At 69.2% G+C, this 21464-nt stretch carries 19 protein-coding genes and 1 pseudogene; 9 read left to right on the top strand and 11 right to left on the bottom strand.

Translation table 11 applies throughout. The annotated features are described in order from the left end of the window. Positions 1-88 precede the first annotated feature (88 nt). From ACLQ2U_RS22185 to ACLQ2U_RS22200, 4 genes are all read left to right on the top strand, one after another. Entirely contained in the window at positions 89-469 is a 381-nt protein-coding gene (locus ACLQ2U_RS22185) for a hypothetical protein (RefSeq protein WP_425752651.1), read from the top strand. Positions 470-478: 9 nt separating this feature from the next. After that, positions 479-685, top strand: a complete 207-nt coding sequence (locus ACLQ2U_RS22190) for a hypothetical protein (protein ID WP_425752653.1) — start codon at positions 479-481, stop codon at positions 683-685. A 9-nt stretch (positions 686-694) separates the two neighbouring features. Beyond that, the gene (locus tag ACLQ2U_RS22195) at positions 695-1195 is read left to right on the top strand and encodes a hypothetical protein (RefSeq protein WP_425752654.1); all 501 of its coding nucleotides are present in this window, start codon (positions 695-697) and stop codon (positions 1193-1195) included. Positions 1196-1358: 163 nt separating this feature from the next. Next, positions 1359-1574 carry a hypothetical protein gene (locus ACLQ2U_RS22200; protein ID WP_425752655.1) on the top strand — a complete coding sequence of 72 codons (216 nt, stop codon included), beginning with the start codon at positions 1359-1361 and terminating at the stop codon, positions 1572-1574. Here the strand turns inward: ACLQ2U_RS22200 and ACLQ2U_RS22205 are convergent. From ACLQ2U_RS22205 to ACLQ2U_RS22225, 5 genes and pseudogenes are all read right to left on the bottom strand, one after another. Beyond that, entirely contained in the window at positions 1564-2799 is a 1236-nt protein-coding gene (locus ACLQ2U_RS22205) for a DUF2201 family putative metallopeptidase (protein WP_425752656.1), read from the bottom strand. The two genes, ACLQ2U_RS22200 and ACLQ2U_RS22205, sit on opposite strands and share 11 nt — an antisense overlap. Beyond that, positions 2796-4044, bottom strand: a pseudogene (locus tag ACLQ2U_RS22210) (AAA family ATPase). The gene ACLQ2U_RS22205 and the pseudogene ACLQ2U_RS22210 overlap by 4 nt, the downstream one beginning before the upstream one ends. A 62-nt stretch (positions 4045-4106) precedes the next feature. Continuing rightward, positions 4107-5501: a hypothetical protein gene (locus ACLQ2U_RS22215; protein ID WP_425752657.1), complete on the bottom strand. Its 1395-nt coding sequence runs from the start codon at positions 5499-5501 to the stop codon at positions 4107-4109. A 162-nt stretch (positions 5502-5663) separates the two neighbouring features. Beyond that, positions 5664-5858 carry a DUF397 domain-containing protein gene (locus ACLQ2U_RS22220; protein ID WP_425752658.1) on the bottom strand — a complete coding sequence of 65 codons (195 nt, stop codon included), beginning with the start codon at positions 5856-5858 and terminating at the stop codon, positions 5664-5666. Next, positions 5851-6732 carry a helix-turn-helix domain-containing protein gene (locus ACLQ2U_RS22225; RefSeq protein WP_425752659.1) on the bottom strand — a complete coding sequence of 294 codons (882 nt, stop codon included), beginning with the start codon at positions 6730-6732 and terminating at the stop codon, positions 5851-5853. Before ACLQ2U_RS22225 ends, ACLQ2U_RS22220 begins: the two co-directional genes overlap by 8 nt. A gap of 404 nt (positions 6733-7136) precedes the next feature. On the opposite strand from ACLQ2U_RS22225, the gene ACLQ2U_RS22230 reads away from it, so the two are divergent. Beyond that, positions 7137-7373: a GntR family transcriptional regulator gene (locus ACLQ2U_RS22230; RefSeq protein WP_425752660.1), complete on the top strand. Its 237-nt coding sequence runs from the start codon at positions 7137-7139 to the stop codon at positions 7371-7373. A 47-nt stretch (positions 7374-7420) separates the two neighbouring features. On the opposite strand, the gene ACLQ2U_RS22235 is transcribed toward ACLQ2U_RS22230, so the two are convergent. The 6 genes from ACLQ2U_RS22235 to ACLQ2U_RS22260 all read right to left on the bottom strand — a co-directional run bounded on the left by ACLQ2U_RS22235 (position 7421) and on the right by ACLQ2U_RS22260 (position 18489). Then, positions 7421-8569, bottom strand: a complete 1149-nt coding sequence (locus ACLQ2U_RS22235) for a hypothetical protein (RefSeq protein WP_425752661.1) — start codon at positions 8567-8569, stop codon at positions 7421-7423. Between the two features lie 13 nt (positions 8570-8582). Further along, positions 8583-10193: a serine/threonine-protein kinase gene (locus tag ACLQ2U_RS22240; protein WP_425752662.1), complete on the bottom strand. Its 1611-nt coding sequence runs from the start codon at positions 10191-10193 to the stop codon at positions 8583-8585. Positions 10194-10250: 57 nt separating this feature from the next. Then, positions 10251-13307 (bottom strand): type I restriction endonuclease subunit R, encoded by a 3057-nt coding sequence (locus tag ACLQ2U_RS22245; protein ID WP_425752663.1) that lies wholly within the window; start codon positions 13305-13307, stop codon positions 10251-10253. After that, positions 13304-14479, bottom strand: a complete 1176-nt coding sequence (locus ACLQ2U_RS22250) for a hypothetical protein (protein ID WP_425752664.1) — start codon at positions 14477-14479, stop codon at positions 13304-13306. Before ACLQ2U_RS22250 ends, ACLQ2U_RS22245 begins: the two co-directional genes overlap by 4 nt. After that, positions 14476-16431: a type I restriction-modification system subunit M gene (locus ACLQ2U_RS22255; RefSeq protein ID WP_425752665.1), complete on the bottom strand. Its 1956-nt coding sequence runs from the start codon at positions 16429-16431 to the stop codon at positions 14476-14478. Before ACLQ2U_RS22255 ends, ACLQ2U_RS22250 begins: the two co-directional genes overlap by 4 nt. 117 nt (positions 16432-16548) lie before the next feature. Then, entirely contained in the window at positions 16549-18489 is a 1941-nt protein-coding gene (locus tag ACLQ2U_RS22260) for an N-6 DNA methylase (protein WP_425752666.1), read from the bottom strand. Between the two features lie 99 nt (positions 18490-18588). On the opposite strand from ACLQ2U_RS22260, the gene ACLQ2U_RS22265 reads away from it, so the two are divergent. From ACLQ2U_RS22265 to ACLQ2U_RS22280, 4 genes are all read left to right on the top strand, one after another. Beyond that, positions 18589-19122, top strand: a complete 534-nt coding sequence (locus ACLQ2U_RS22265) for a DUF4352 domain-containing protein (RefSeq protein ID WP_425752667.1) — start codon at positions 18589-18591, stop codon at positions 19120-19122. 125 nt (positions 19123-19247) lie between these two features. Continuing rightward, a complete protein-coding gene (locus ACLQ2U_RS22270; protein ID WP_425752668.1) occupies positions 19248-19703 on the top strand; it encodes a hypothetical protein in 456 nt (151 codons plus the stop codon). 67 nt (positions 19704-19770) lie between these two features. Further along, positions 19771-20499, top strand: coding sequence for a hypothetical protein (locus ACLQ2U_RS22275; RefSeq protein WP_425752669.1), 729 nt, complete (start codon positions 19771-19773; stop codon positions 20497-20499). Between the two features lie 40 nt (positions 20500-20539). Further along, a complete protein-coding gene (locus tag ACLQ2U_RS22280) occupies positions 20540-21361 on the top strand; it encodes a ribonuclease HI (protein ID WP_425752670.1) in 822 nt (273 codons plus the stop codon). Positions 21362-21464: the final 103 nt, after the last annotated feature.

The following is a 21464-nucleotide window of genomic DNA, read 5'->3' on the forward strand; positions in this document are numbered from 1 at the left end:
AAGAGGACGGCCAGACCCATCTGGCAGTCTCACCAGCGGGACCAATCGTAGGGTGACGCGTTCGGTGACCGGGACGAGACTGTTCCTCGTGACCTATCAGGACCCATCTCAGCACTGGCACGCGAGTCAGCAGCACCTGCCAGTCCCCGCCGCCTACGGCCCACCCGCCTACCACCCCACTTCGGTGGCGGTGGTCCCGCAGAAGTCTGCCGGCGCGGCTGTCGCACTGGAACTGGTCCTCGGGCTCTTCGGCGTGTTCGGAGTGGGCAACCTCTACGCGGGCCGCGTCGCCACTGGCGTGATCCTCATGGTGTCGTTCTGGGCGTTGTTCTGGGTGAACTTCTTCCTTATCTTCCTGGCGGTCGGCATCGTGACGATGCCGCTCACCTGGATCGCGTACCTGATCGTGGGTGCGCTCCTGGCGGCCCGCAGCGTCGAGCAGCACAACTCCGGTGTCATTCGGGTCTGAGGGAAACTGGTGACCGAGCAGAGCTGGAGCACCCACGAGCTGCGGCATGAGCTGGCGCGTTACCACGCAGCCCTGCTCGCCGCCGGCAACCACCGGCCGAGCACGATCAGCACCTACATCCAGCACCCGGAGCGGTTCATCGCCTTCCTCGAGGGCAGTTACGACCCGGCCCAGCCGCAGGGGCGCAACGCAACCGGCCGGCAGCGGCCGTCGTAGGCTTGGACCGTGCCCCAGTCGTACCTGGTCATTCTCGGCCACCGCGATGCCATCGGTTGGGTGCTCCGCGAGGAACGGATGGCGTTCCCCTCGACACCGCGCGCGGAGGTGGCGGCCCTCCGGGAGGGCGATCGGCTGTTCCTCTATGCAACCCGGGGCGCGTGGCTGAATCCGACGCGGGACCGCGGTCGGATCATCGGCCTCGCGCGGGTCCGGTCCGCCGTCCGCAGTTTCGACGACCCCATCGAGATCGCAGCGCGGCCGTTCGTCTCGGGCTGCGATCTCGCGATCGAAGGCCTCGTGCCGTATCCCGGCGGGCTGGAGCTGCAACCCTTGGTCGAGCGACTGGACGCGTTCCCCAAGCCGCAGGCGTGGAGCATCTACCTGCGGCGCGTGCTGCTGCGACTCTCGGACGCGGACGCCGACACCCTTCTCGCCGGCGTGACGCCCCATCTCGTTCCCCGCTGCGAGGCGCTCGGGACGTACCGTTGGGCATCCCAGGATCGCTGACGCCCTGACCTGCCATTCGATTGCCGCTAACGGCCCAGCCGATCCCGCTCAAAACCTCAGTACTCTCCAGACGGACCGCGTCGGCCGCATCGCCGACATTCTCTATGGCATAGCCGTAGCAGAGGGCCTGATCGGATACGTTCCGCTCGGGAAGCGAATCGGCATGCGGGCCGACCATCTGAGCCGTCCGTTGGAGCAGGTCTCGCAACGGGCCGTGGGGCGCGGCGAACCCATCTGGAGCGCGCTCGTGGTCGGCAGCAAGGACTGGCGCCCGCTCAAGGGTTTCTACGCTCTGGCCCGCCAGCTGCGCCCCGAGTACGCGGACCTCGCCGACAGCCTCTGTCCAGAGCACCTGAGCCTCGCAATCATCATCCGATGACGACCACCTGCGCCCAGGACGGCGGCGGTTCCGGCCTGTGGTCGTCCTCGTCGGCCCATGAGCCCCTTGGCTGTCGCGGGAACAGGCCGACCACGGTGCGGCACGGTGGCGGCGAGGCGGGCCACGGTGTCTGCCCGTCGGTCAGGGCCACCACGACGTCCGGTCGGGGGCGAGCTCGCAGCGCGGCGGCGAAGCCCTCCCGCAGGTCCGTGCCCCCGCCTCCGACCAGCGGGATTCCTTCGGCGCGGCACAACGGGTGCACAACCTGGGCCGCCGCGTCGCAGGACAGCACCGTGACCAGGTCGCGTCGTCCACCGACGGCGCGGCTGATCGCGGCAACCTCCAGCAGGGCGCTGCCCAGCTCGGCGTCGCTGACCGAGCCGGACGTGTCGACGACGACGGACACCCGGGGCGGTCGCCGCCGCAGGCTGGGCAGGACGATGCCGGGCAGGCTCGCGGACCGCCGGGACGGCCGGCCGTAGGTGTAGTCCTGGCCGGCACCGGAGCTGGAAGCCGCCGAGCGGACCGCCGCGCCCAGCAGCTGCCGCCACGGCTGCGGCGGGTGGAACGCCTGCTCCGCCCACCGTTGCCACCCCTTCGGGGCGTCGCCGGGGCGGCCGGTGATGCCGTGTGCCACCCGGAAGCGCACCGCGTCGCGTTCCTGTGCGCTGAGTCCGTGCGCGCCGTCCGGTCCGAGGTCCCATTCCCGCTCCAGGCCGTCGGCGCCGCTGCCACAGTCCAGCCACACCAGGCCCTGGGTGTACGGGCCGAGGCGGAACTGCCGAAGGTAGTCCTCCATCAGCTCACCCTCGGGCAGCCCGAGCAGCCCCGGATCGACGGCGCCGTCAGGTCGGGCCAGCCCGTCGCCGTAGATGTCGTCGTTGATCTCGCAGTCTGCGGCGATGTTCATCCGCAGCCGCTCCCCCGGCCCGGTCAGGCAGCGTTCCCGGGCGACCCGGTCGCCGCGGCCGTGGTGGTCGCGCAGCAGGTGGGAGACCTCGTGCACCCACACCCCGGCCAGCTCCTCGACCGGGGTGCGGGCCACGAACGCCGGCGAGACGTAGCAGCGCCAGTACGAGTCCACCGCCATGGTCGGCACTCGGCGGGACGCCACCGGGTGCAGGGCGAACAGCGCCGTGGCCAGGTAGGGCCGGACCCGGGCGGCGTGCAGCCGGGCGGCGAAGAGCTTGTCGAGGTCCAGCCTCCCCGTACCGGAAGGGGTCATCGGCCGGCCCCCGCAGCGGCCGCCACCCGCGCCGCGGCCTCGTCGGCCCGCCGGGTCAGCGACACCACCCCGGCGAGGCGCTCGATCGAGGCCGGGACGTCCCAGTCCTCCCGCCGCAGGGCGGCGAGCGTGGTCGCGGGGACGACCACCAGGTCCGGGGGCCCGGTCTCCAGCGCCCGCACCAGCAGCGCCCAGGCGGCGTCCCAGCGGGCCTTGTCCGGGCGCTGCCGGACCGCTTCGACCACGCCGTCGAGGACGGCCTGCCGCAGGTCCCCCCGCTGGGGCAGGTCGGCCGCTGTCGGGGCGGCCAGCAGGTCCTCGGGGTCCGGCAGGTCCATCCGATCCATGCTGGCCAGCAGTTCCAGTCCCGGCCCGTCGCCGACGGTGCCGCGAACCAGCATGGACAGCACCTCCCGGGAGGTACCGGCCGCGGTGGCGAAGGCGGTCAGCCGCAGCGTCATGTCCCAGGTACGCGGCGACGGCCAGGGGCCGCCCCGTCTGGTCTCGGTGGTGGGCAGCCGGTGCACGAGCCCGGGACGGACGGCGAGCAGCCCGCAGACCGCGCGGCGAGCGAAGGCGACGGCTTCGGTCAGCCGGCGCGGGTCGAGCCGGGGCAGCAACGCGCGTGGCCAGGTGCCGCCGAGGCCGCGGACCACGACGTCGTGGTCGTGGGTCCATTGCAGATGGACGAACCGGTTGGCCAGGGGCGGGCTGAGATCCCACCCGTCGGCGGCGGAGGCGCGCGGGTTGGCGGCGGCGACGATCCGTACGCCGTCGGGCAGCCGCAGGGTCGACCCGCCGTTCGAGGACGAGGCGCAGCAGGGCGGCCTGGACGGCCGGTGGCGCGGTCGACAGCTCGTCCAGGAAGAGCAACCCCCGGCCGGTCCGTGCCAGGCGGACGGCCCATTCCGGCGGGGCCATCGGGACGCCCTGCCCTGCGGGATCGTCTCCGACGACGGGCAGGCCGGCGAAGTCCGACGGCTCGTGAACGCTCGCGATCACCGTGGTCAGCGGCAGGTCGAGAGCGGCGGCGAGCTGGGTCATGGCGGCGGTCTTGCCGATCCCCGGTTCCCCCCACAGCAGCACCGGCAGATCGGCGGCCACGGCCAGGGTCAGGGCCTCCAACTGCGCGTCGGGGCGCGACTCGGTGGTGGTGTCGTTCAGCAGGGCGAGCAGGTCGGCGGCGACGTCGAGCTGCGGGGCGTGCGACGAGGCGGTGGCGGCGGACGGGGCGTACGAGGGCATGAGCAATCACCTGTCGGTCGGGTGGGGCCGTTGGGCCGTGGAAGAAAGGAGAGACCCGCAGGTCAGGGGCGGGTCGCGTGGCGTGGGTGGGTGCGAAGGTCGCGGGGGCGGCGGTCCTTCGGCTCGCGGGCAGGGCTGTGCCCGACCAGCCCCGCCCGGAATAGCCCGTGCGTGACCCGCCGGAGCGCCGCTGTTTCCAGCTCCTCGCGCAGGGCGCCGCCGCGCAGCAGCGCGCCGGGACCGAGTAGGTCCTCGACGACGGCCAGGGCACCCGCGGTGTCACCGTGGTCCAGCCGAGCCCGGACGTCGACGAGGCACTCCGGGTGGCGGTGCACCTCGTCGATCACCCGTAGGCACGGCAGCGGGGTGCCGGTCAGCGCGGCCAGCAACTCCTCACGACGAATCTCGGCGGGATCGTGGTCCAGCGGGACGAGCACCCCGTCGACGAGGCCGATCCGGTGCCGGGCGCCGCGACACTCGACGATGTGGGCGCCGGCCCGGTCGTCCGTCGTCTGTGGCGGGGCGGCCGGCAAGCGGTCGGGCGTCAGCGCAGCCGCGACCAACGGATGTAGCCGGTCGGCGTCGATCAGCCCGGCGCGCAACAACGCCAGGTCGGGTAGCACGCAGGTCGCCGCATCGGGCAGCACCGGCAACCGGGAGCCCGACGCCGCCGTGAGCCGCGGCGTTCCCGCCCCATCGGACCCTGCTCCCAGGTCCAGCACCAACCGCCGCCGGCCACCGAGCCGTACGGCCACGGCGCCGTCGGCCCACCCGTCCGCGCGCAGCAGCAGGCGTGCCTCGTCCGCCCAGCGGTCCACGGCACAGCTCCGGTCCCGGAGCACGTTCAGCTCCAGGGTGGAGCCGGGGGTCCGGTCGGCTCCGGAGCGGGCCCGCAGGTCCCCGGCGCGGCGCGCATCCCAGAGGTGGCGGTGCAGGTCGAGGCGGAACCGCCGGCCGGGGCGGGGATGCGGATGGCGGCCGCGACCGGCCCCGGGACGGGAGGCGTCCCAGAGGGCGAGGCTGATCCGCTGGCCCGCGTCCGCCCAGGCTGGCGGGGTGCGGACCACCAGGTGCACCGTTGCGCGGTCGTGCCGTCGTTCAGGGCACGTCGTGCCGCCGGCCGCCTGCCCGGTCAGGTCGTACCGGGCCAAGGACACGGTCAGTCCGGGGCGCAGCAGCCCGTCCGGCGCGATCCTCGGCAGGTGCCAGCGCAACAGATCCGGTGCCAGGTGACGAAGATCTGTCCGGAGCTGGGAGGCGAGTTCCCGGCCGTAGGTGCGGCCGAGCGAGCGCAGGTCCAGGTCGACGTCGACGCGCGCGGCGGCGCACGCCCCGGCCCAGTCGCCGACGGCACGGCGGGCGGTCGCAGACTCGATCATGGAGAGCGGCACGGCGAACTCGCGCACGTGCCGCCAGAGGGAGAGGCGGGAACTCCCGGTCACGGTCAAGTGGTGCATCAGCACTCACCTTGCGTAAACCGGTCCCCCAATCTGGCGAGAGAGGTGTTCATCGCGGGGCAGCATACCCCGTCCACCTCGGCCGGTACAGACCGTGATCACATTCCGTCGGCCGACGCTGGGCCCCGGCGCAAACCCGGGCCCGCCGCCGGTCGGCGTCTCTCAGTGCGACGACCACGCAGCACGGACGAAGGCCGCCCAGGCGTCGTGGGTGAAGCTCAGCACCGGCCCGGTGCGGTCCTTGCTGTCGCGTACGGCGACGACGCCGGGCAGGTTGTCGGCGACCTCGACGCAGTTGCCGCCGTTGTCGCCACTGCGGGCGCTGGTGCGCCACCGGGCGCCGGTCAGCTCAGCCATGGTGAACCTCCTCGGAGATCTTCGTGATCAGGTGGCGGGTCTGCAGCTCATCCAGAGCCAGTGAGTCGAGGCTCGCCCAGATCCGCTCGTAGGCGGCCAACTCCTCCTTCCGGTCGAGGTAGAGCGCGCCGGTCAGCGACTCGCTGTAGACGACCGACGGCTCGGGCTCCACGCGGTTGCCGGGCGGAAAGTCGAGCAACACGAACGCTCCCGCGACGGCACCGAAGTGCAGGCCGGCGGCCAGCGCCACGACCCGGATCGAGACGTGGGGCAGCCAGCCCAGCTCCACCAGGTGCCGGAGCTGCTCCGCCATCGTCGCCGGGCCGCCGACGACCCGCAGCAGCACCGCCTCGGAGAGCATGACGTCGAACCGGGGCGGCGGCGGCAGTCGTCGGCGCAGCAGGACCTGCCGTTGCAGCCGCATCTCGACCAGGCGCTCCCGCTCGTCGTCGGTCATGCCCGACCGGTGCTGACACACCGCGGACGCGTAGTCCCGGGTCTGGAGCAGGCCGGGCACGAGCGTGTCGTCGTGTTCCCGCAGCCGGCCGGCGGCTGACTCCAGGCCGACGTACAGCTCGAACCAGTCGGGGACGGTGTCGCCGTAGGCGTGCCACCAGCCCCTCGCCCGCGTCTCGCCGGCCAGGCCGGTCAGCGCGCCGGTCAGCTCGGGCGTCGCGCCGTACAGGTCGCACATCGCCCGTACGTCGAGCCCGCGCACGGCGCTCAGGCCCGCCTCGATCCGCCACACCTTCTGCCGGCTGCACTCCAGCGCCTTCGCCGCACCGTCCAACGTCATCCGCGCCTCGGTCCGCAGCTCCCGCAACGCCCGCCCGAGCTGCCGCCGGGGCACCGTCGACCCCATGTCGTCAGCCATCCGCTCGTCTCCTACGCCTGCTGGCCGGCAGCACCGCCTCCGATTTCGCTTGCCGCGGCGGCAGCGGGCCGTAGCGCTCCGCGCACTGGTCCGCCGCGCCGCCCTCTCGCCTCCGCTCGGGCCGCTCGAAGACGAGCGCGCCGTCGCACCGCGAGGTCACCACACCATCGGGTACGACGTTCTCGACCGTCAGCCGCCGGAAGTACCCCGGCACCTCGCCTGGCACAACCTGTTCGGTCAGGTCGACCGCGACCCTCCCCGACCGCAAGAACCACTTCCACCGCCTACCCACGTCCCCTCCCTGGCCTATCAGTCACGAGGGCAGCTTAGCCGACCTGTAAAGCCTGTAAAGATAGGATGGGGATGCTTTACATGATCCTTCAACCGGGTGCTTCTCTGATCACATGCCGTACGCCCAGCCGCTGTGGCGCCAGATCAGAGACGATCTCCGCGCGAAGATCCGGGCCGGCATCTACCCACCGGGGAGCAAGCTTCCCTCTGTCCGACTCCTGGCAGACGAGTACGAGACAAGCCACGTAACGGTCCGACGCGCGCTTGACTCGATGATCGAGCTCGGAGAGCTTGTCGGACGCATGGGAATCGGGATTTTCGTCGCCGACACTCGGGAGCAGGGTACGTAGTCGCTAGCCCTCCCACTTCAATCCCGGGCTTACGCCTTCGCCGTCCTTCATGCGTCCTCCCCGCTTGCGACACGACGTCGGATCTCTTTCAGTGACACAGTCTCACCGGTGCGGGCGTCCTCGGCTGACCAGAAGTCGAGCCCGTCGGTGGCCGTGCGTGCATCGTCGATGCCCAGCCCGTGCACACCGTCTTTCACCGCTTTCCCTGCCGCGGACGGCGATCCGAAAGACCTGCCCTGATAGCGGATGCTCCCGTCGGGGAGCAGCTCGGCGACATGCTGCTCCCCCCAGTATCTGGCATGTAAGCGGGTCCCGGGACGGAGGCGTCCGGCGTTGATCATGTCCATGATCTTGACTGTCCGTTCGGCGTCGGATACTGGCCGCTTCGCCTTCCGGCGCGGTCCGATGGGTGTAGCTTCCGCGCCGTCAGGCAGGGCGGGGCCTGGTTTCGTGAGCGCCACAGGCTCGACGACCGGAGCGTCGGCCGGTGTCGACACCGGCCGGTTAGGCGGCGAGCTGGCCGCTGACGAGGGGAAGTCAAAGGTGGCGCGTACCCGGACGAGACTCGACCTGATCTCGTCACGGGTGAGCCTGGCCAGGCGGCGGTCAAGCAGCGCCACCATCTCGGGCGCCGGTTCGCCCGTCCCGAATAGTTCGAGGAGCTCCGCGTGGACCTGCCGGTCGACGAAGAAGCCTTTCCACAGCTCCTCGATCCGGTTGTCTCGCATGTTGTCCTTACTCAGCAGGGACAACAGCTCCGCCGCACCATCAATGTCCTGTTCGAGTCGGACGGCGCGGAACAGCTTGTGCTCGATCGGCACGGGAGCGTGCGCGTTGTAGATGCGCCATTCCGCACCGTCCGTCAGGGCGACCCACTCCACGCCGGCCACTGCGGCATAGCTGATGGTCTGGTTGGCCCAGCGCGGATCGTCGAGGTTCTCGCCGAGCCCTTTGGCCTCGATGAACAGCCGCGGGGTGCGCAGGAGCAGCAGGGCGTAGTCCACCGGATTGTCCCTGCCGCGACGGCGGTACTCGCGGTGGACCTCGTCCGGGTCGAACACGTCCCAGCCGAGCGCCCCGATGACCGGCTCGATCAGGCCCGCCTTGGTGTTCTGCTCGCCGATCCGCTGATGCTGACGCCGGAAGCGCGTGACCCGTTCGACGCACTGTTTGAGCGCGTCTACCAGCTCGAACATGTGCAGCTGCCTTTCACGTCGTCCTCCGTCGGTCATCCGTCGCTCCGGCGGCACCGTCGCCGAGTCGCCAGAGGTGGGTCAGCAGGGCCTGAACCTCCGCACCCGCCGACGACTGCGGGCCGTGCAGACGACTCACGTCGCTGAGCAGGTCTTCGAGCTGGCATCGGGCGTCCGTGACGTCGCCGACGCCGGCGGCGAGCATGGCGACCTGCTGGCGCAGGGCGAGGAGTTCCGGCGAATTCGGGTCCATGATCTTCCGCTCCTCGGCGAGCAGGGAACGCAGCGCGGCGAGCGCTGCGGGCCCCTCGCCGAGTTCGACCTGACACACGGCCGCCTGCTGGCGGCAGTGCCAGATCAGCTCCTGATCGGGCACCGGCCGCTCGGCTAGGTCAGCGACGAGTCGGGTGAACTCCGGCAGCGCCTCCCGATACGCGCCAGCGAGGACGTAGAGGTTGGCCAGGTTCAGCCGCAGTTCCAGGATCCTCGGCTGCTTCGCGTCATGGCCCTTGCGGACCGGGCGCAGCGCCGTCGCGAGCAGTTCGGCCGCCTGTGTGAACCGTTCCTCCTCGGCCAGTTCCCAGGCGCGCTCCTCGATCTGGGTCAGCTCGCCGAGTGACAGCGGCTCGACAACCTCCGGCGCAGTGCGGGGCCGGACTATGTCCACCTTGGTGGGAGCGAGGGGCGCGCGGGGAGGTAGCGGGCCGAAGGGATACCGGTAGGGCATGGTCGGGTCGACCCGCTGCCCGTCGGCGACGGTCATCGCTGCGTCGGCGGCCAGGTCGTGCACGACGGCACCAAACGGCACCAGCGTCTCGTACACCTCAGCGGCCGACCCCGGACGGTGCTGCGGGTCCTTCGCGAGCAGCCGGACGACCAGCTGCACCAGGCCATCGGGGACGCCGGCCCGGTGGTCCGCGACCGACGGGACCGGGTCGTTCATGTGCCGGTGCAGCATGCCGAGCGGGTTGTCCGCCCGGTAGGGCGGGTCACCGGTCAGCAGCTCGAAGAGGACGCAGCCGAGGGCGTACAGGTCCGCTCGCGGGCCGACGGCGCTACCCAGAGCCTGCTCTGGGGCCATGTAGGTGGGAGTGCCGAGGGTGTGCCCGGTGACGGTGAGCCGAGGCACGTCGGCCGGACCGAGGAGCGCGGCCACGCCGAAGTCGAGCACCTTTACCGCGCCGGTCGGGGTGACCATCAGGTTCTGCGGCTTGAGGTCACGGTGCACCAGCGAGGCGGCGTGCGCGGCGGCCAGCACCGAGCAGATCTGCGCGCCGATCGCGGCGGCCCACGGCACCGAGAGCCAGCCGCGTTCGGCGATCAGGTCGGCGAGGACCATGCCCGGCACGAGCTGCATGACGATGTAGATGTCGTCGCCGTGGTAGCCGACGTCGTGAACGCTCGGCACCCCCGGGTGGTCGAGCCGAGCGGTGACCCGGGCCTCCCGCATGAAGCGCTCGACCGCGTTCTCCCGCTCGCTCTCTGGGAGGGCGAGCTGGCGGAGGAACTTGATCGCCACCGGCCGGTCCAGCTTCTCGTCGAAGCCGGCCCAGACCTGCCCCATGCCGCCGTGACCGACCGGATACGTCAACTCGTACCGGTCGGCCACACGCGTCTGTGCCTGCACTGCCGTCGCCTCCCCCACGCGGTCCAGCAGGTGCCAGCCTACGGCTGGCCATTCGGGTTAAGCGATGCCCTTGCGGCGGCGGATCATCTGGTACGCCTGTCGGCGGGCGAACTGGTTGAGCTGCGAGCGCAGGCTGTCGTCGTCCAGGTAGCGCTGCATCAGCTTGCCGTTGTCGTCGTGCCGAGACAAGATCACGTCCTCGATGCGCTTGTCACACACCACGCCGAAGTTGCTCTCGTCGTTGACCATGGCGGCGGCTTCCAGGGTGCCGTCCTCGGCCAGGGCGACAATCTGCTGCTCGACCCAGACCTTGTCGGCCTCGCCCAGCCCGATGCCGAACTTGTCGTTGAAAACGTCGATCAGCTCGGACAACGCGACCTTGTCCAGTTCGTGCTGCTTGCCCGCTCCCCCGCCGACGAAGCCGGGCAGCATCTGCTCGCCCTCGGGCGACAGCGACGCGTCGTGCTCGCCGGTCTGGCTGACCCGCAGGTGGGTCAGCTCGACTTCGCCGATGTCGACGGACGGGTCCTGCCGGCGGGGCAGCCGGTTGAGCAGCGCCCGCCCGTACAGGTAGAGCCGTTCCAGGTCCTCGTCGTGGTAGGGCACGACCTGGCTGAGGAACGCGTACATCCGGGTGTAGTCGCGCAGCGCGGACCGGAAGGTGTCCGCGGCCTCGGGGTCGTCGGCGGCCAGGGCGTTGAAGCGCTGGACGGCCGGCTCGGTGAAACGGTAGAGGGCGGCGTGCGCCCGCTGGAGGGCGGTGTCGCTGGTGGCCTTCTGCTCCGCCGCGAGCAAAGCGTCGGCGTACGCCTGCATCTCCGAGTCGACCAGCACCGGGTAGCCCGTCACCGCGTTCTGTGCGGTGTAGAGCAGGTTGGGGTCGGTGGGGGTGGTGGCGGCGGTTTCGAAGTACGGCTTGAACTGCTCGGCGATGTCGCCAGCCTCGTTGACGAAGTCGAGAACGAAGACGTCGCCCTGGGCCTTGAGCGGGTGGGTGCGGTTCAGCCGGGACAGGGTCTGCACGGCGGCGACGTTCTTGAGCAGCTTGTCCACGTACATCGTGGTGAGCAGCGGCTGGTCGAAGCCGGTCTGGTACTTCTCGGCCACAACCAGGATCTTGAACTCGGTGCCCTGCTTGGCCTTCGGCGTGCCGGCGTACTTGTCGTCGGCGGCGGTGTAGGCGAACCGCTCGGGCAGCTCGCCCTCGCTGAACCCGTTGCTCCGCGCCTCGGTGTGCTCGACGCCGTCGACCTCCAGGTCGCCGGAGAAGGCGACCAGGGAGTCGCAGCCGACATAGCCCTGCATCTCGACGTACTTGTTGATGGCGGTGTGCAGGCGGACGGCCCCCTCGCGGGAGCCGGTCACCACCAGGGCCTTGGCGCGACCGCCGAGGCGCGGGGCGGTGTGCTTGCGGAAGTGCTCGACGATGATCTCGGCCTTCTGAGCCTGCATGGTGGGGTGCAGGCTGGCGAAGCGGGCCAGCTGCGCGCCGGCCTTCTTCGGGTCGACCTCCGGGTCGTTGGGGTTGGCGTTGGCCAACTTCCAGTACGACTTGTAGGTCACGTAGTTGCGCAGCACGTCGAGGATGAAGCCCTCGTCGATGGCCTGCCGCATAGAGTACGTGTGGAACGGCTGCGGGTTGCCGGTGACCGGGTGCGGCGTGCCGAAGAGTTCCAGCGTCTTCGGCTTGGGCGTGGCGGTGAACGCGAAGTACGACAGCGTCTCGTGCCGGCCCCGGGCCAGCGCCGATGCGGTGAGCAGATCACCCGAATCGTCCACGTCGTCGCTGCCGAGCTTCAGCAGCACCTTCTTCAATGCGGCGGCCGAGTCACCGGACTGCGACGAGTGCGCCTCGTCGACGATGACCGCGAACCGCTTACCGCGCAGCCCCTGCACCTGGTTGAGGATGTAGGGGAACTTCTGCATGGTGGTGATGACGACCTTGGCCGTCTCGCCCTCGAGGGCGGCGGCGAGCTGAGCGGAGTCCTTGTCGATCCGCTGCACCACACCAGGCACGTGCTCGAACTGGAAGACGGTGTCCTGCAACTGCCGGTCCAGCACCACCCGGTCGGTGATGATGATGACCTTGTCGAAGACCGGCTCGTTGGGGCGCAGCCCCTTGGTGAGGGCGTAGTGGCCGAGGGTGGGCGCGGTGTGCAGGCTGGAGAGCCGGTGAGCCAGCCAGGCGATGGTGTTCGACTTGCCCGACCCGGCCGAGTGCATGACCAGGTAGTTGTGGCCGGAGCCGTTGCGGGCGGCGTGGTCGGCCAGATTGGTCACCGCGTGCCACTGGTGGTAGCGCGGGAAGATCAGCGCCTTGGATTCCTTGTCGGTGTGCAGGAACCGCCGGACCAGGTCCATCCAGGCGTCCGGGTGCCAGATCTGCTCCCACAGGTAGGAGCTGCGGTAACCCGACGGTCCCGCCGGCGGGTTACCGGCCCCGCCGGACACGCCCGGCCCGTCGGAGCCGGCGTTGAAGGGCAGGAACCGGGTCTTGTCGCCCGCGAGCTTCGTCGTGACGAAGACCAGGTCGGGATCCACGGCGAAGTGCACGAGGGTACGCCTCGCGAACAGCAGTTCCTTCGGGTCCCGTGTCTCGCGGTACTGCTTCTTGGCGTCCTCGACGGTCTGGCCGGTGAGCGGGTTCTTCAGCTCGGCCGTGGCGAGCGGGATGCCGTTGACGAAGAGGACCAGGTCGAGGGCCTTGTTGTTCTGGGTCGAATAGGCGAGCTGGCGGGTGACGGTGAGGCGGTTGGCGCGGTAGAGCTTGAGCGCGTCGTCTGTAATGGAGTGGGCGGGCTTGAAGTAAGCAAGCTTTATCAGCACGCCCTTGTCCTTGACGCCTCTCCGCAGCACGTCGAGTGGCCCGCGTTCGTCGATCTGCTTGGCGAGGTACTGGGCGAAGTGCCGCTGCGCCTCGGGCTGCCCACCGTGGTAGGAGCACAACTTGTCCCAAGCCGACTTTTGCGTGGCACCGATGAAGATGAACAGCTCTGAGGTGTCGAGCCCGAGCTGTCGGTTGTAGTGATCGGGAACACCGGCTGACCAACCCGAGTCGAGCAGCCTCTCCTCGAGAGCTGCCTCGAACGACTGCTCCTGGTGCACCGGGCTCATCCGTCCACCCCCCGCGCCGTCGCCAAATCAAGCTGACCTGTTACTGCTGCGGTAATGACAGACGACTTGCGTTCTCGCAGCAGGTCCACAACTCGGGTTATACGGCTGCTTATGTCAGCCGCTTGCTCGAGAAGCTTGCCGTACATATTGCCTACTTCTATTTGCTTGCGCTCGTCGACCCACAAAATCCGGACTTGAGAAAGGTGCGTAGGACCGAAATGCTGCATCGCCATCCCGGCCTTTAGCTGATCAATTTGATCAAGAAACGAAGTGGAGGCAAGAACCGCTTCGATGTAGCGCATATCGACCGAGGATGCCGCAGGCCTGAGGATGATGATGCCGGTATACGGAATGGCACCAACGAGCTCCGAGCTGTCCACGACGGAAACCTGGCCAGTGGACGCGCTTGCACTAAGTAGATAGTCCCCCAGCCTTACGCGAGATTTTCGCCAAATCGTCCGCGCTTTATGTTCATCTAGGTAGTTGCAGCCAGCCAAAGAGGCAGATCGCCCCTTCAGCCCTGCAACCCTAATTAGAGGAACCCCGGTCTCGCGAAAGTCGGCCGCCATAATTCCCGGGCCTTCCCGATAGCGCACCGCGGACTTCAGTGGCAACAGCCTAGCCGCTGACGACAATGCCTCATCAACGTAAGCCTTCGGTCGCACCGCTGCGAGCTTAATCATCGCATTGTTCGCGACGATCAATCTATCTATCTTCGCCGTAATCCTGTCGAGATAGGTAACAATCTTGCGCTGCTCGCTTACGCTAGGGAGCCAAAATCTGTGCTCCCCAAGCGCCTCCCACGAGGTGCGAGGCATTTTCGTACCATACGAAGTGGTATTTGCCCAATCGATCCAAGGAGACGAGAAGGTAAGGTAGAAAAGGAATTTTGGGTCGACCTCAGGGCCAGGACGCAAAACAAGCATTTCGCCCGTTGCCGTGCCAGCGTTACAGGGCAAGTAAGACTTCGCCAAGTAAGGCCGGCATTTGCTGAAGAGAACGTCTCCGGCGCGGTGGCATAAAGCGTCGGTAGCCGCCTTGAACGACAACTCTTCGGGGATGAGACGTCCGGTTCCGCTCTCGATATCCTCGAGCCCCATGAATGGCAGTAGTTCCCCTGTGGATTTCTCTGTGACATTGCGGACGATAGTCTTGACCCGTACCTCGCTCACTGGGTGACCTCGCCCACCAGAGCCTGAATCTCAGTTTGGAGAAGCCTTAGCTCCGCATCGATCTCAGCTAGTGGCCGTGGCGGCTGATAGACGTAGAAGTGGCGGGTGAAAGGGATCTCGTATCCGATCTTGGTCTTGGTTTCGTCGATCCAAGCGTCGGGAACGTGCGACAGCACCTCGCGCTTGAGGTAGTCGTGGATGTCCTCATCCAACGGCACGTTCTCGTTGTCCCGCAGGTCCGCGTCCGCCACCGGCTTGCCCTTACGGTCGGTCTGCACCTCTCCCTCCGGGTCGCTGATCGAAAACGCCTCCCACACCGCCTTCTCCATCGCCGCCGGCAGCTTCCCCAGCCCATTCAGCTTCATCGCGAAGTCGGCCCGCGCCTCCGACCGAGTACCGATCAGCGACTTCGCCGCCGTCAGCAGCGCCTCGCGCTCGGCGTACTTCAAAACCGCCCGCGCCTCCGCGAGCAGCGCGACCGTCTCCTCGGTGACCTCGAAGCGCACCCGCAGCGGGCGCTCGACGGTGATGCGCTGGTACCCGAAGTCCGTGGACTTGAAGACCTTCACCTTGCCGTGCTGCGGGTGCTCCGGGTCGTCCGCGATGGACAGTGCGTCGACGTACGCCCGGGTCAACTCGGCGATGTGCTCGTCGGTGAGCATCTTGCGTTTGTCGCCCAAACTCTTGCGCATCTTGGTCCAGTAGTCGCGGCCGTCAAGCAGTACAACCTTCCGGCTGCGAGACGGCTCCTTGCGGTTGGTGAGGATCCAGAAGTAGGTGGAGATGCCGGTGTTGTAGAAGAGCTGGTCGGGCAGCGCAACGATGCCCTCCAGGAGGTCATTCTCAAGGATCCAGCGGCGGATCTCCGACTCCCCCGACCCGGCCGCGCCCGTGAAGAGCGGCGAGCCGTTGAAGACGATCGCCAGCCGGCTGCCACCGTCCTCGGACCGCTTCATCTTCGAGATCATGTGCTGAAGGAAGAGCAGCGAGCCGTCGTTGATCCGGGGCAGGCCGGCGCCGAACCGGCCGGCGTGACCGCGGGCCGCCTCGGCCCTGATGTAGTTCTCGACCTTCTTCCACTCCACCCCGAACGGCGGGTTGGCGAGCATGTAGTCGAACCGCTCACCCTCATGGCCGTCTTGGGTAAAGGAGTTGCCATAGGCGATCTTGTTGGGATCGGCACCCCTCAGCAGCATGTCTGACCAGCAGATCGCATACGTCTCGCCGTTGAGCTCTTGACCGTAGACTTCGACGGTGGCGTTCGAGTTGTGCGCCTCGATGTGGTCCTGCGCCTCCGTCAGCATTCCACCGCTGCCGCAGGCCGGGTCATAGACCTTGCGGACAATGCCCGGAGTGACAAGGTCGTCCTCATCAGGCGCGAGCAGCAGGTTGACCATCAGCTTGATGACCTCTGGCGGGGTGAAGTGCTCACCAGCGGTGAGGAACTCAGCGAATCTTCGAATCAGCTCCTCGAAGACGTAACCCATCTGCCGGTTCGAGGCGGCGTTCGGGTGCAGGTCGATGTCGGCGAACTTCGCGACCACCTGGTAGAGCAGACCAGCCTCATCGAGTCGGCCGATCTGGGTGTCGAATGCGTACTTCTCAAGCACCTCCACGGCTCCGGCAGAGAAGCCGCCTAGGTAGGCGCGGAGGTTGACTGCGACGTTGTCCGGGTCGCCCAGCAGTTGGCCGAAGGACAACGGGCTAGTGTTGTAGAACGACAGCTTGGCGACCCGCCGCAACACCGGGTCCACGTTCTTGACGCCCAGCTTCTCCAACTCGACGTGCTTAGCGAGTACCGCCTCCTTCGTGGGCTCCAGCACGCAGTCCATACGCCGCAGCACGGTGAGCGGCAGGATGACGCGGCCGTACTCCGGCTGCCTGTAGTCGCCCCGCAGCAGGTCGGCGACCGACCAGATGAGGCCTGCGAGCTTTTGGTGGTCAGTACTCACCAGGTTCCTTTCGATTGCCTTAAGTCAAGGAGTATGGCCGCTGGCCTGTAGCGGTGCAGTCCCCACCCGGTGCAGATGAGGGGCCTGATCCGTCAGTAGGAGCGGGCGCGGCGCCCCTTACCTCCTCGGCTGCTTCCGTCTTGACCGCTGATCAGGGTGGAGTGATCCACGCGCCAGGCCGTCGGCGGTCAGCCGGACCAGGTCCGCACCCAGCGACGCCGCCTGTCGGATTGCCGACTCGAAGGCGTTCAGCCGCCGGAACGCCTCCCCGTGCACCCGCTGCTCCTCAAGCGGCAGCCGCCGCACCTGTGCCCGCCGGATGTCGAACCGCAGCGTCCCCGACAGGCTCGACGCCTGCTTCTCGTTGGCGGAGGTGCGCAGCTGCCCGGCGAGAAACCAGGAGTCGAGCGCCGCCGGGTTGGGTCGCAGCAGGTAGAGGTTGCGTCCGAGCAGCGCCCCCTCGGTGGTGACCACCCGGGCGGTGAGCGTCCGGGCGATCATCGGCACTACCACGTCCCCGACAGCCAGGGGGATCTCCTGGCCGAGCTTGCCGTCGTCCCGCCCGGAGGCATCCTCGCCGTTCAGCACGTCCTGCACGGTGAGCACGGGTGGCCCGTCACCCGAGGTCGCGTCGCCGTCGGTTGAGGCGGTCCGGATCGGGCCGAGAAGCTGCAGCGCTCCCGTGCGGGCCAGCTCGCCGACCGAGTGGGTGAGGGCGGCAGCCCCGTCGGGCGTGGGGGTGACCTGCGGCATCAGCGCCGGCAGGTCGCCGACGATGGCGGCCAGCCGCTCTCTGGTGCGTACCAGATGCTCGCCGCTCTGCTCGCCCCCGACGGCGGGTTGCCGGCGGGCGGGGGTGAGGTCGACCTCCTCGTCGAGCAGTTCGATGACCGGCACCGCGCGGGCGAAGCCGACCTCCTCGATCTCGGCGTCGGGTGCGGCGGTGAAGGCCCGCCAGGTGGTCAGCACCCGTGCGTACAGCTCGGCGAGGTCGCCGTCGGCGGCGTCGATCAGCAGCGCCCGCGCCGGTGGCGGCGCGTCGGCCGCGGGCCGCCGCAGCACCCACAGGTGCAGCGGCACGCCGTGCGGCGCGGCCACCCCCGGCGGTAGCGCGACGACGGCGCGCAGCGCGCCGCGGCGCAGCAGTTCGGCGCGGATCCGTCGGCCGGCCCGGCGGCCGGCGGCGGTGGGGGGCATGAGCAGGACGGCGTGCCCGCCGGGTCGCAGGTGGGCCAGGGCGTGCTGCACCCAGGCCAGCTCCGGTTCGGTACGCGGGGGCAGGCCGTATTCCCAGCGCGGGTCGTAGCCGAGTTCCTCGTGTCCCCAGGTGGTGATGCCGAACGGCGGGTGACAGAGCACGGCGTCGACGGTGCGGCCGGGGAACGCGTCGGCGCGCAGCGAGTCGCCGGGGCGGACCTCGCCGGGCACGTCCCGCAGGGCGAGCCAGAGTCCGGCGAGCCGGGCGAGGGACTCGTCGAGTTCCTGCCCGTACGCGGAGGTGCAGCCGGCGCGGACGGCGGCCCGGAGGGTGGCGCCGGAGCCGGCGGCCGGGTCGAGGACGGCGCCGCCGCCGACGTCGGCGAGCCCGACCATGAGGTCGGCCAGGTCGTCGGGGGTGGCCCAGGGCCGGCCGGGGCCTGGGGCGGAGAAGCGCTGCCACAGCTGGTCGAAGGCGGTCTGCGGGCCGAGGGCGTCGGCGAGGGCGTCGATCTCGGGAAGCAGGTCGGCCACGCGTTGGTCGACCTGCCGGCGTGACGGGCGTTCGCCGCGTTGCCGGGCGAGAAGCAGGGCGCCGACGGCGGCGAGCGCGTCGGCGGCGGTGTCGGTGGTCGGGGCGAGGTGCCGCCAGAGCCGGTCGACGGGTGAGAGCTCGGGGAGCTTGCCCTGGCCGTGGAGCCACTGCTCGACCTGGGTCAGGTCGAACTCGGGGCTGGCCGGGGTCCCGCCGACCGGGACGGGAAAGTCGGGGTGCCGTTTGCGCCAGTTGCTGACTGCGGCGCGACCGACCCCGGCGAGCCGGGCGATCTCCGCTGCCGTGATGGTCGGTGTCTCATGCACCTCCGAAGTGTGTCATACCTGTCAAGCATCATGCGTGTTGACACGGTTCACAGATGATGCTCTCATTGACCCCGCCACGTTCACAGCAGGAGGAAAACGATGCGCAAGACCACCACCCTCGCCCTGATCGCCACTGCCCTCGTCGCCCTGGGCTGCGGCTCTGGCGCCACCGACGACGCCACCGACAGCAAGGCCGACGCCGGGGGCGCCAAGGGCGAGGACAAGCCGGCGAAGACCGCGAAGATCGGCCAGGCGGCCCGGGACGGGAAGTTCGAGTTCACGGTCAAGTCGTCGAAGTGCGGCGTCGCGAAGGTCGGCAGCTCGATGCTCGGCGACAAGGCCCAGGGCCAGTTCTGCCTGGTCACGGTCAACGTCAAGAACATCGGCAAGGAGGCGCAGACCCTCGACGGCAGCAGCCAGAAGGCCTACGCCGCCAACGGCACCGAGTACTCGTCCGACACCGAGGCCGGCCTCTACGCCAACAAGGAGGCGAGCACCTTCCTCGAGGAGATCAACCCCGGCAACCAGGTGACCGGTGTGTTCGTCTTCGACATCCCGAAGAACGTGAAGCTCACCAAGCTCGAGCTCCACGACTCGATGTTCTCCGGCGGCGTGACCGTCTCCCTCACCTGATCCGCAGCTCGAACAGGGGCGGGCGTCACCGCCCGCCCCATTCTTCCCAGCCCTTGCTGCCACAGCACGGCCCGGAATCGTCCGCCTTCGAGTCCATGTCCTAACCCACCGAAAGGTTGCAATTCGTGAGAAAGGCGATCAGCGCAATCCTGCTCGTCACGGCCCTTGGGCTGACGGCTTGCAGTAAAGCGACGAACGACAGCCCGACTGCCGCCATCTCGCCTGCGGCCCCCTCCGCTGCCGCTAGTCCGACGCCTCCCCGCTTGGTAAGTGTGAGCGTGAACGTTCACTGCACCAACGGGTTGTACTGCCAGAACATCGACGGCTCTGGCTGCGTCTTCTCGGACAGCTTCAAGTCGTTCCCGAGCCAGAGCCTCACGGTCTCCGATCCGGATGGAGAGATCCTCGCCGCCAAGTCGCTGCCCTTGCAAGGCGAGATTTCTGGCAGCGCGGACACCGGGGATTACAGCTGTACCGCTGCCCTGACCTTTGAGGTGCCTGAGAAGAGCCTCTACAAGGTCGATGCCTTCGGTTTTCACGACAAGACGGACAAGGGTCCCTTCACCCTCTCCGTCCCCTGATCAGACCGCAGGACAGCAAGTCCCCCATCAAGCCCGACCAAGAGCCCTGAAACAGCAGGAGATTTTCATGACCGACGGGACCAGTCCGATGACGCCCGACCAGCCCGCCGAACCGCAGGAGCCGGCCACTTCCCCCGCCACCGCCGGAGCCCCGACATCGGCCGCCCGCCCGGAGGCCGCCACGCTCGCCAACGCGCCCGAACCGGCCATGCCCGCCAAGCACTCCAACACCCGCGCCTGGGCGGTGGCTGGCGTCGCCCTCGTCATCGCCCTTGGTGTAGGTGTTGCCGTTATCGCTGCATCGGGCGACGACGCGAAGCCCGCCGCCGGCGCCATGGCGTCCGCCAGCCCGAGCACGATCGCGCCGACCACCGCCGCTCCCACGACGGCGGCCCCGACCAGCGCCGCGCCGTCGCCGACGAAGACCACTCCGCCGCCGAAGCCCAAGCCGCCGTCGTACAAGACGCTGACCGAGCGGCAGTGGAAGCTCATCGCGAAGAACCCGGACGCGTACCTGGGAAAGACCTACGTCGTCTACGGCCGGGTCACCCAGTTCGACGCGGCCACTGGCACCGACAGCTTCCGGGCGGACGTCGCCCACCGCCGAATGGCCGACGAGTACGAGTACGAGACCAACACCATCTTCAACGGGTCCGAGTCGGACCTCGACAACCTCGTCGAGGACGACATCTTCCGCGCCAACGTCACGGTGCTTGGCTCCTTCAGCTACGACACCCAGATCGGCGGCGAGACCACGGTCCCGATGCTCCAGGTCAACTCCATCAAGGTCCTCTGAGCCCTCCCCTCCCCCTCCCCCACACGTCACAGGAGGCGTCGTGCGCCCCGATGAGTTTCTCCGCGCCCTGGACCTACTCCCCGCTCCCCTGCACGACCGCGCCCTCACCCTTCGCGCCTACGCCCGCCGCACCGGCTGCGACGACTGCCAGCGGATCGGCGACGCCGTCCGCCTCGCCCTCACCGCCGCCCACTACGACGAGCTGGCCTCGGCCGGCGACCTGCTCGACACCGCCGAGAAGCTCGCCGCCACGCACACCCAGCACGGTGCCGGCCGCAGGCCGGACCAGCAGCGCGGCCGCGGCCGGGTGGTCCGCTGGGCGGCGGTGTCCGCGCCGCTGGTGGCCGCGACCGACGCCAGCTGGAAGGGCCGCGCCGGCGGCATCGGGTACGTGGTCAGCGACGGCCACTACGGCCTGCTCGGCCGGGGCACCGGCCGGCTCGACCCGACCGGCGTCTCCCGGGTCCTCGTCGACGAACTGCGCGCGGCCGACTACCTGCTGACCGCGTACGAAGAGGCGCCGGCGGGGCTGACCGTGCTGCTGGACAGCCGCACCGCACTGCGGTACCTGCACCGCTGGCAGGCCGGCGAGACCGACGCGATGCCGGCCGGCTACAGCCTGCGGCAGCGCCGCTGGTCCGCGCAGCCCACCCTGGTCCGGCTCGCCGAGCTGGTGGCCCGCCGCCCGGACCTTTCCTTCTTCCACGTCAAGGGGCACACCGGCCACGCCCTCAACGAGGCCGCCGACGGCCTGTCGCACATGGCCCGCCGCCGGCGCGAGGAGTACTTCGACGTCCGCCCCCGCGCGTACGCCCTGGTCGACGCGTTCCTGCGCGACTGGCACGCGAGCGCCACCGTCTGACCGCGTCGCCCCTGCCGGCGCAACCGCCTGATCCGTCTGCGACATCAGCTCCACAGCCGAACACCCTTCCACCGCTCATCCCGGGCGGGCCGACCAGCCGGTC

Origin of the sequence: Micromonospora sp. DT47 (genome assembly GCF_049844475.1) — a bacterium.
GTDB lineage: Bacteria > Actinomycetota > Actinomycetes > Mycobacteriales > Micromonosporaceae > Micromonospora.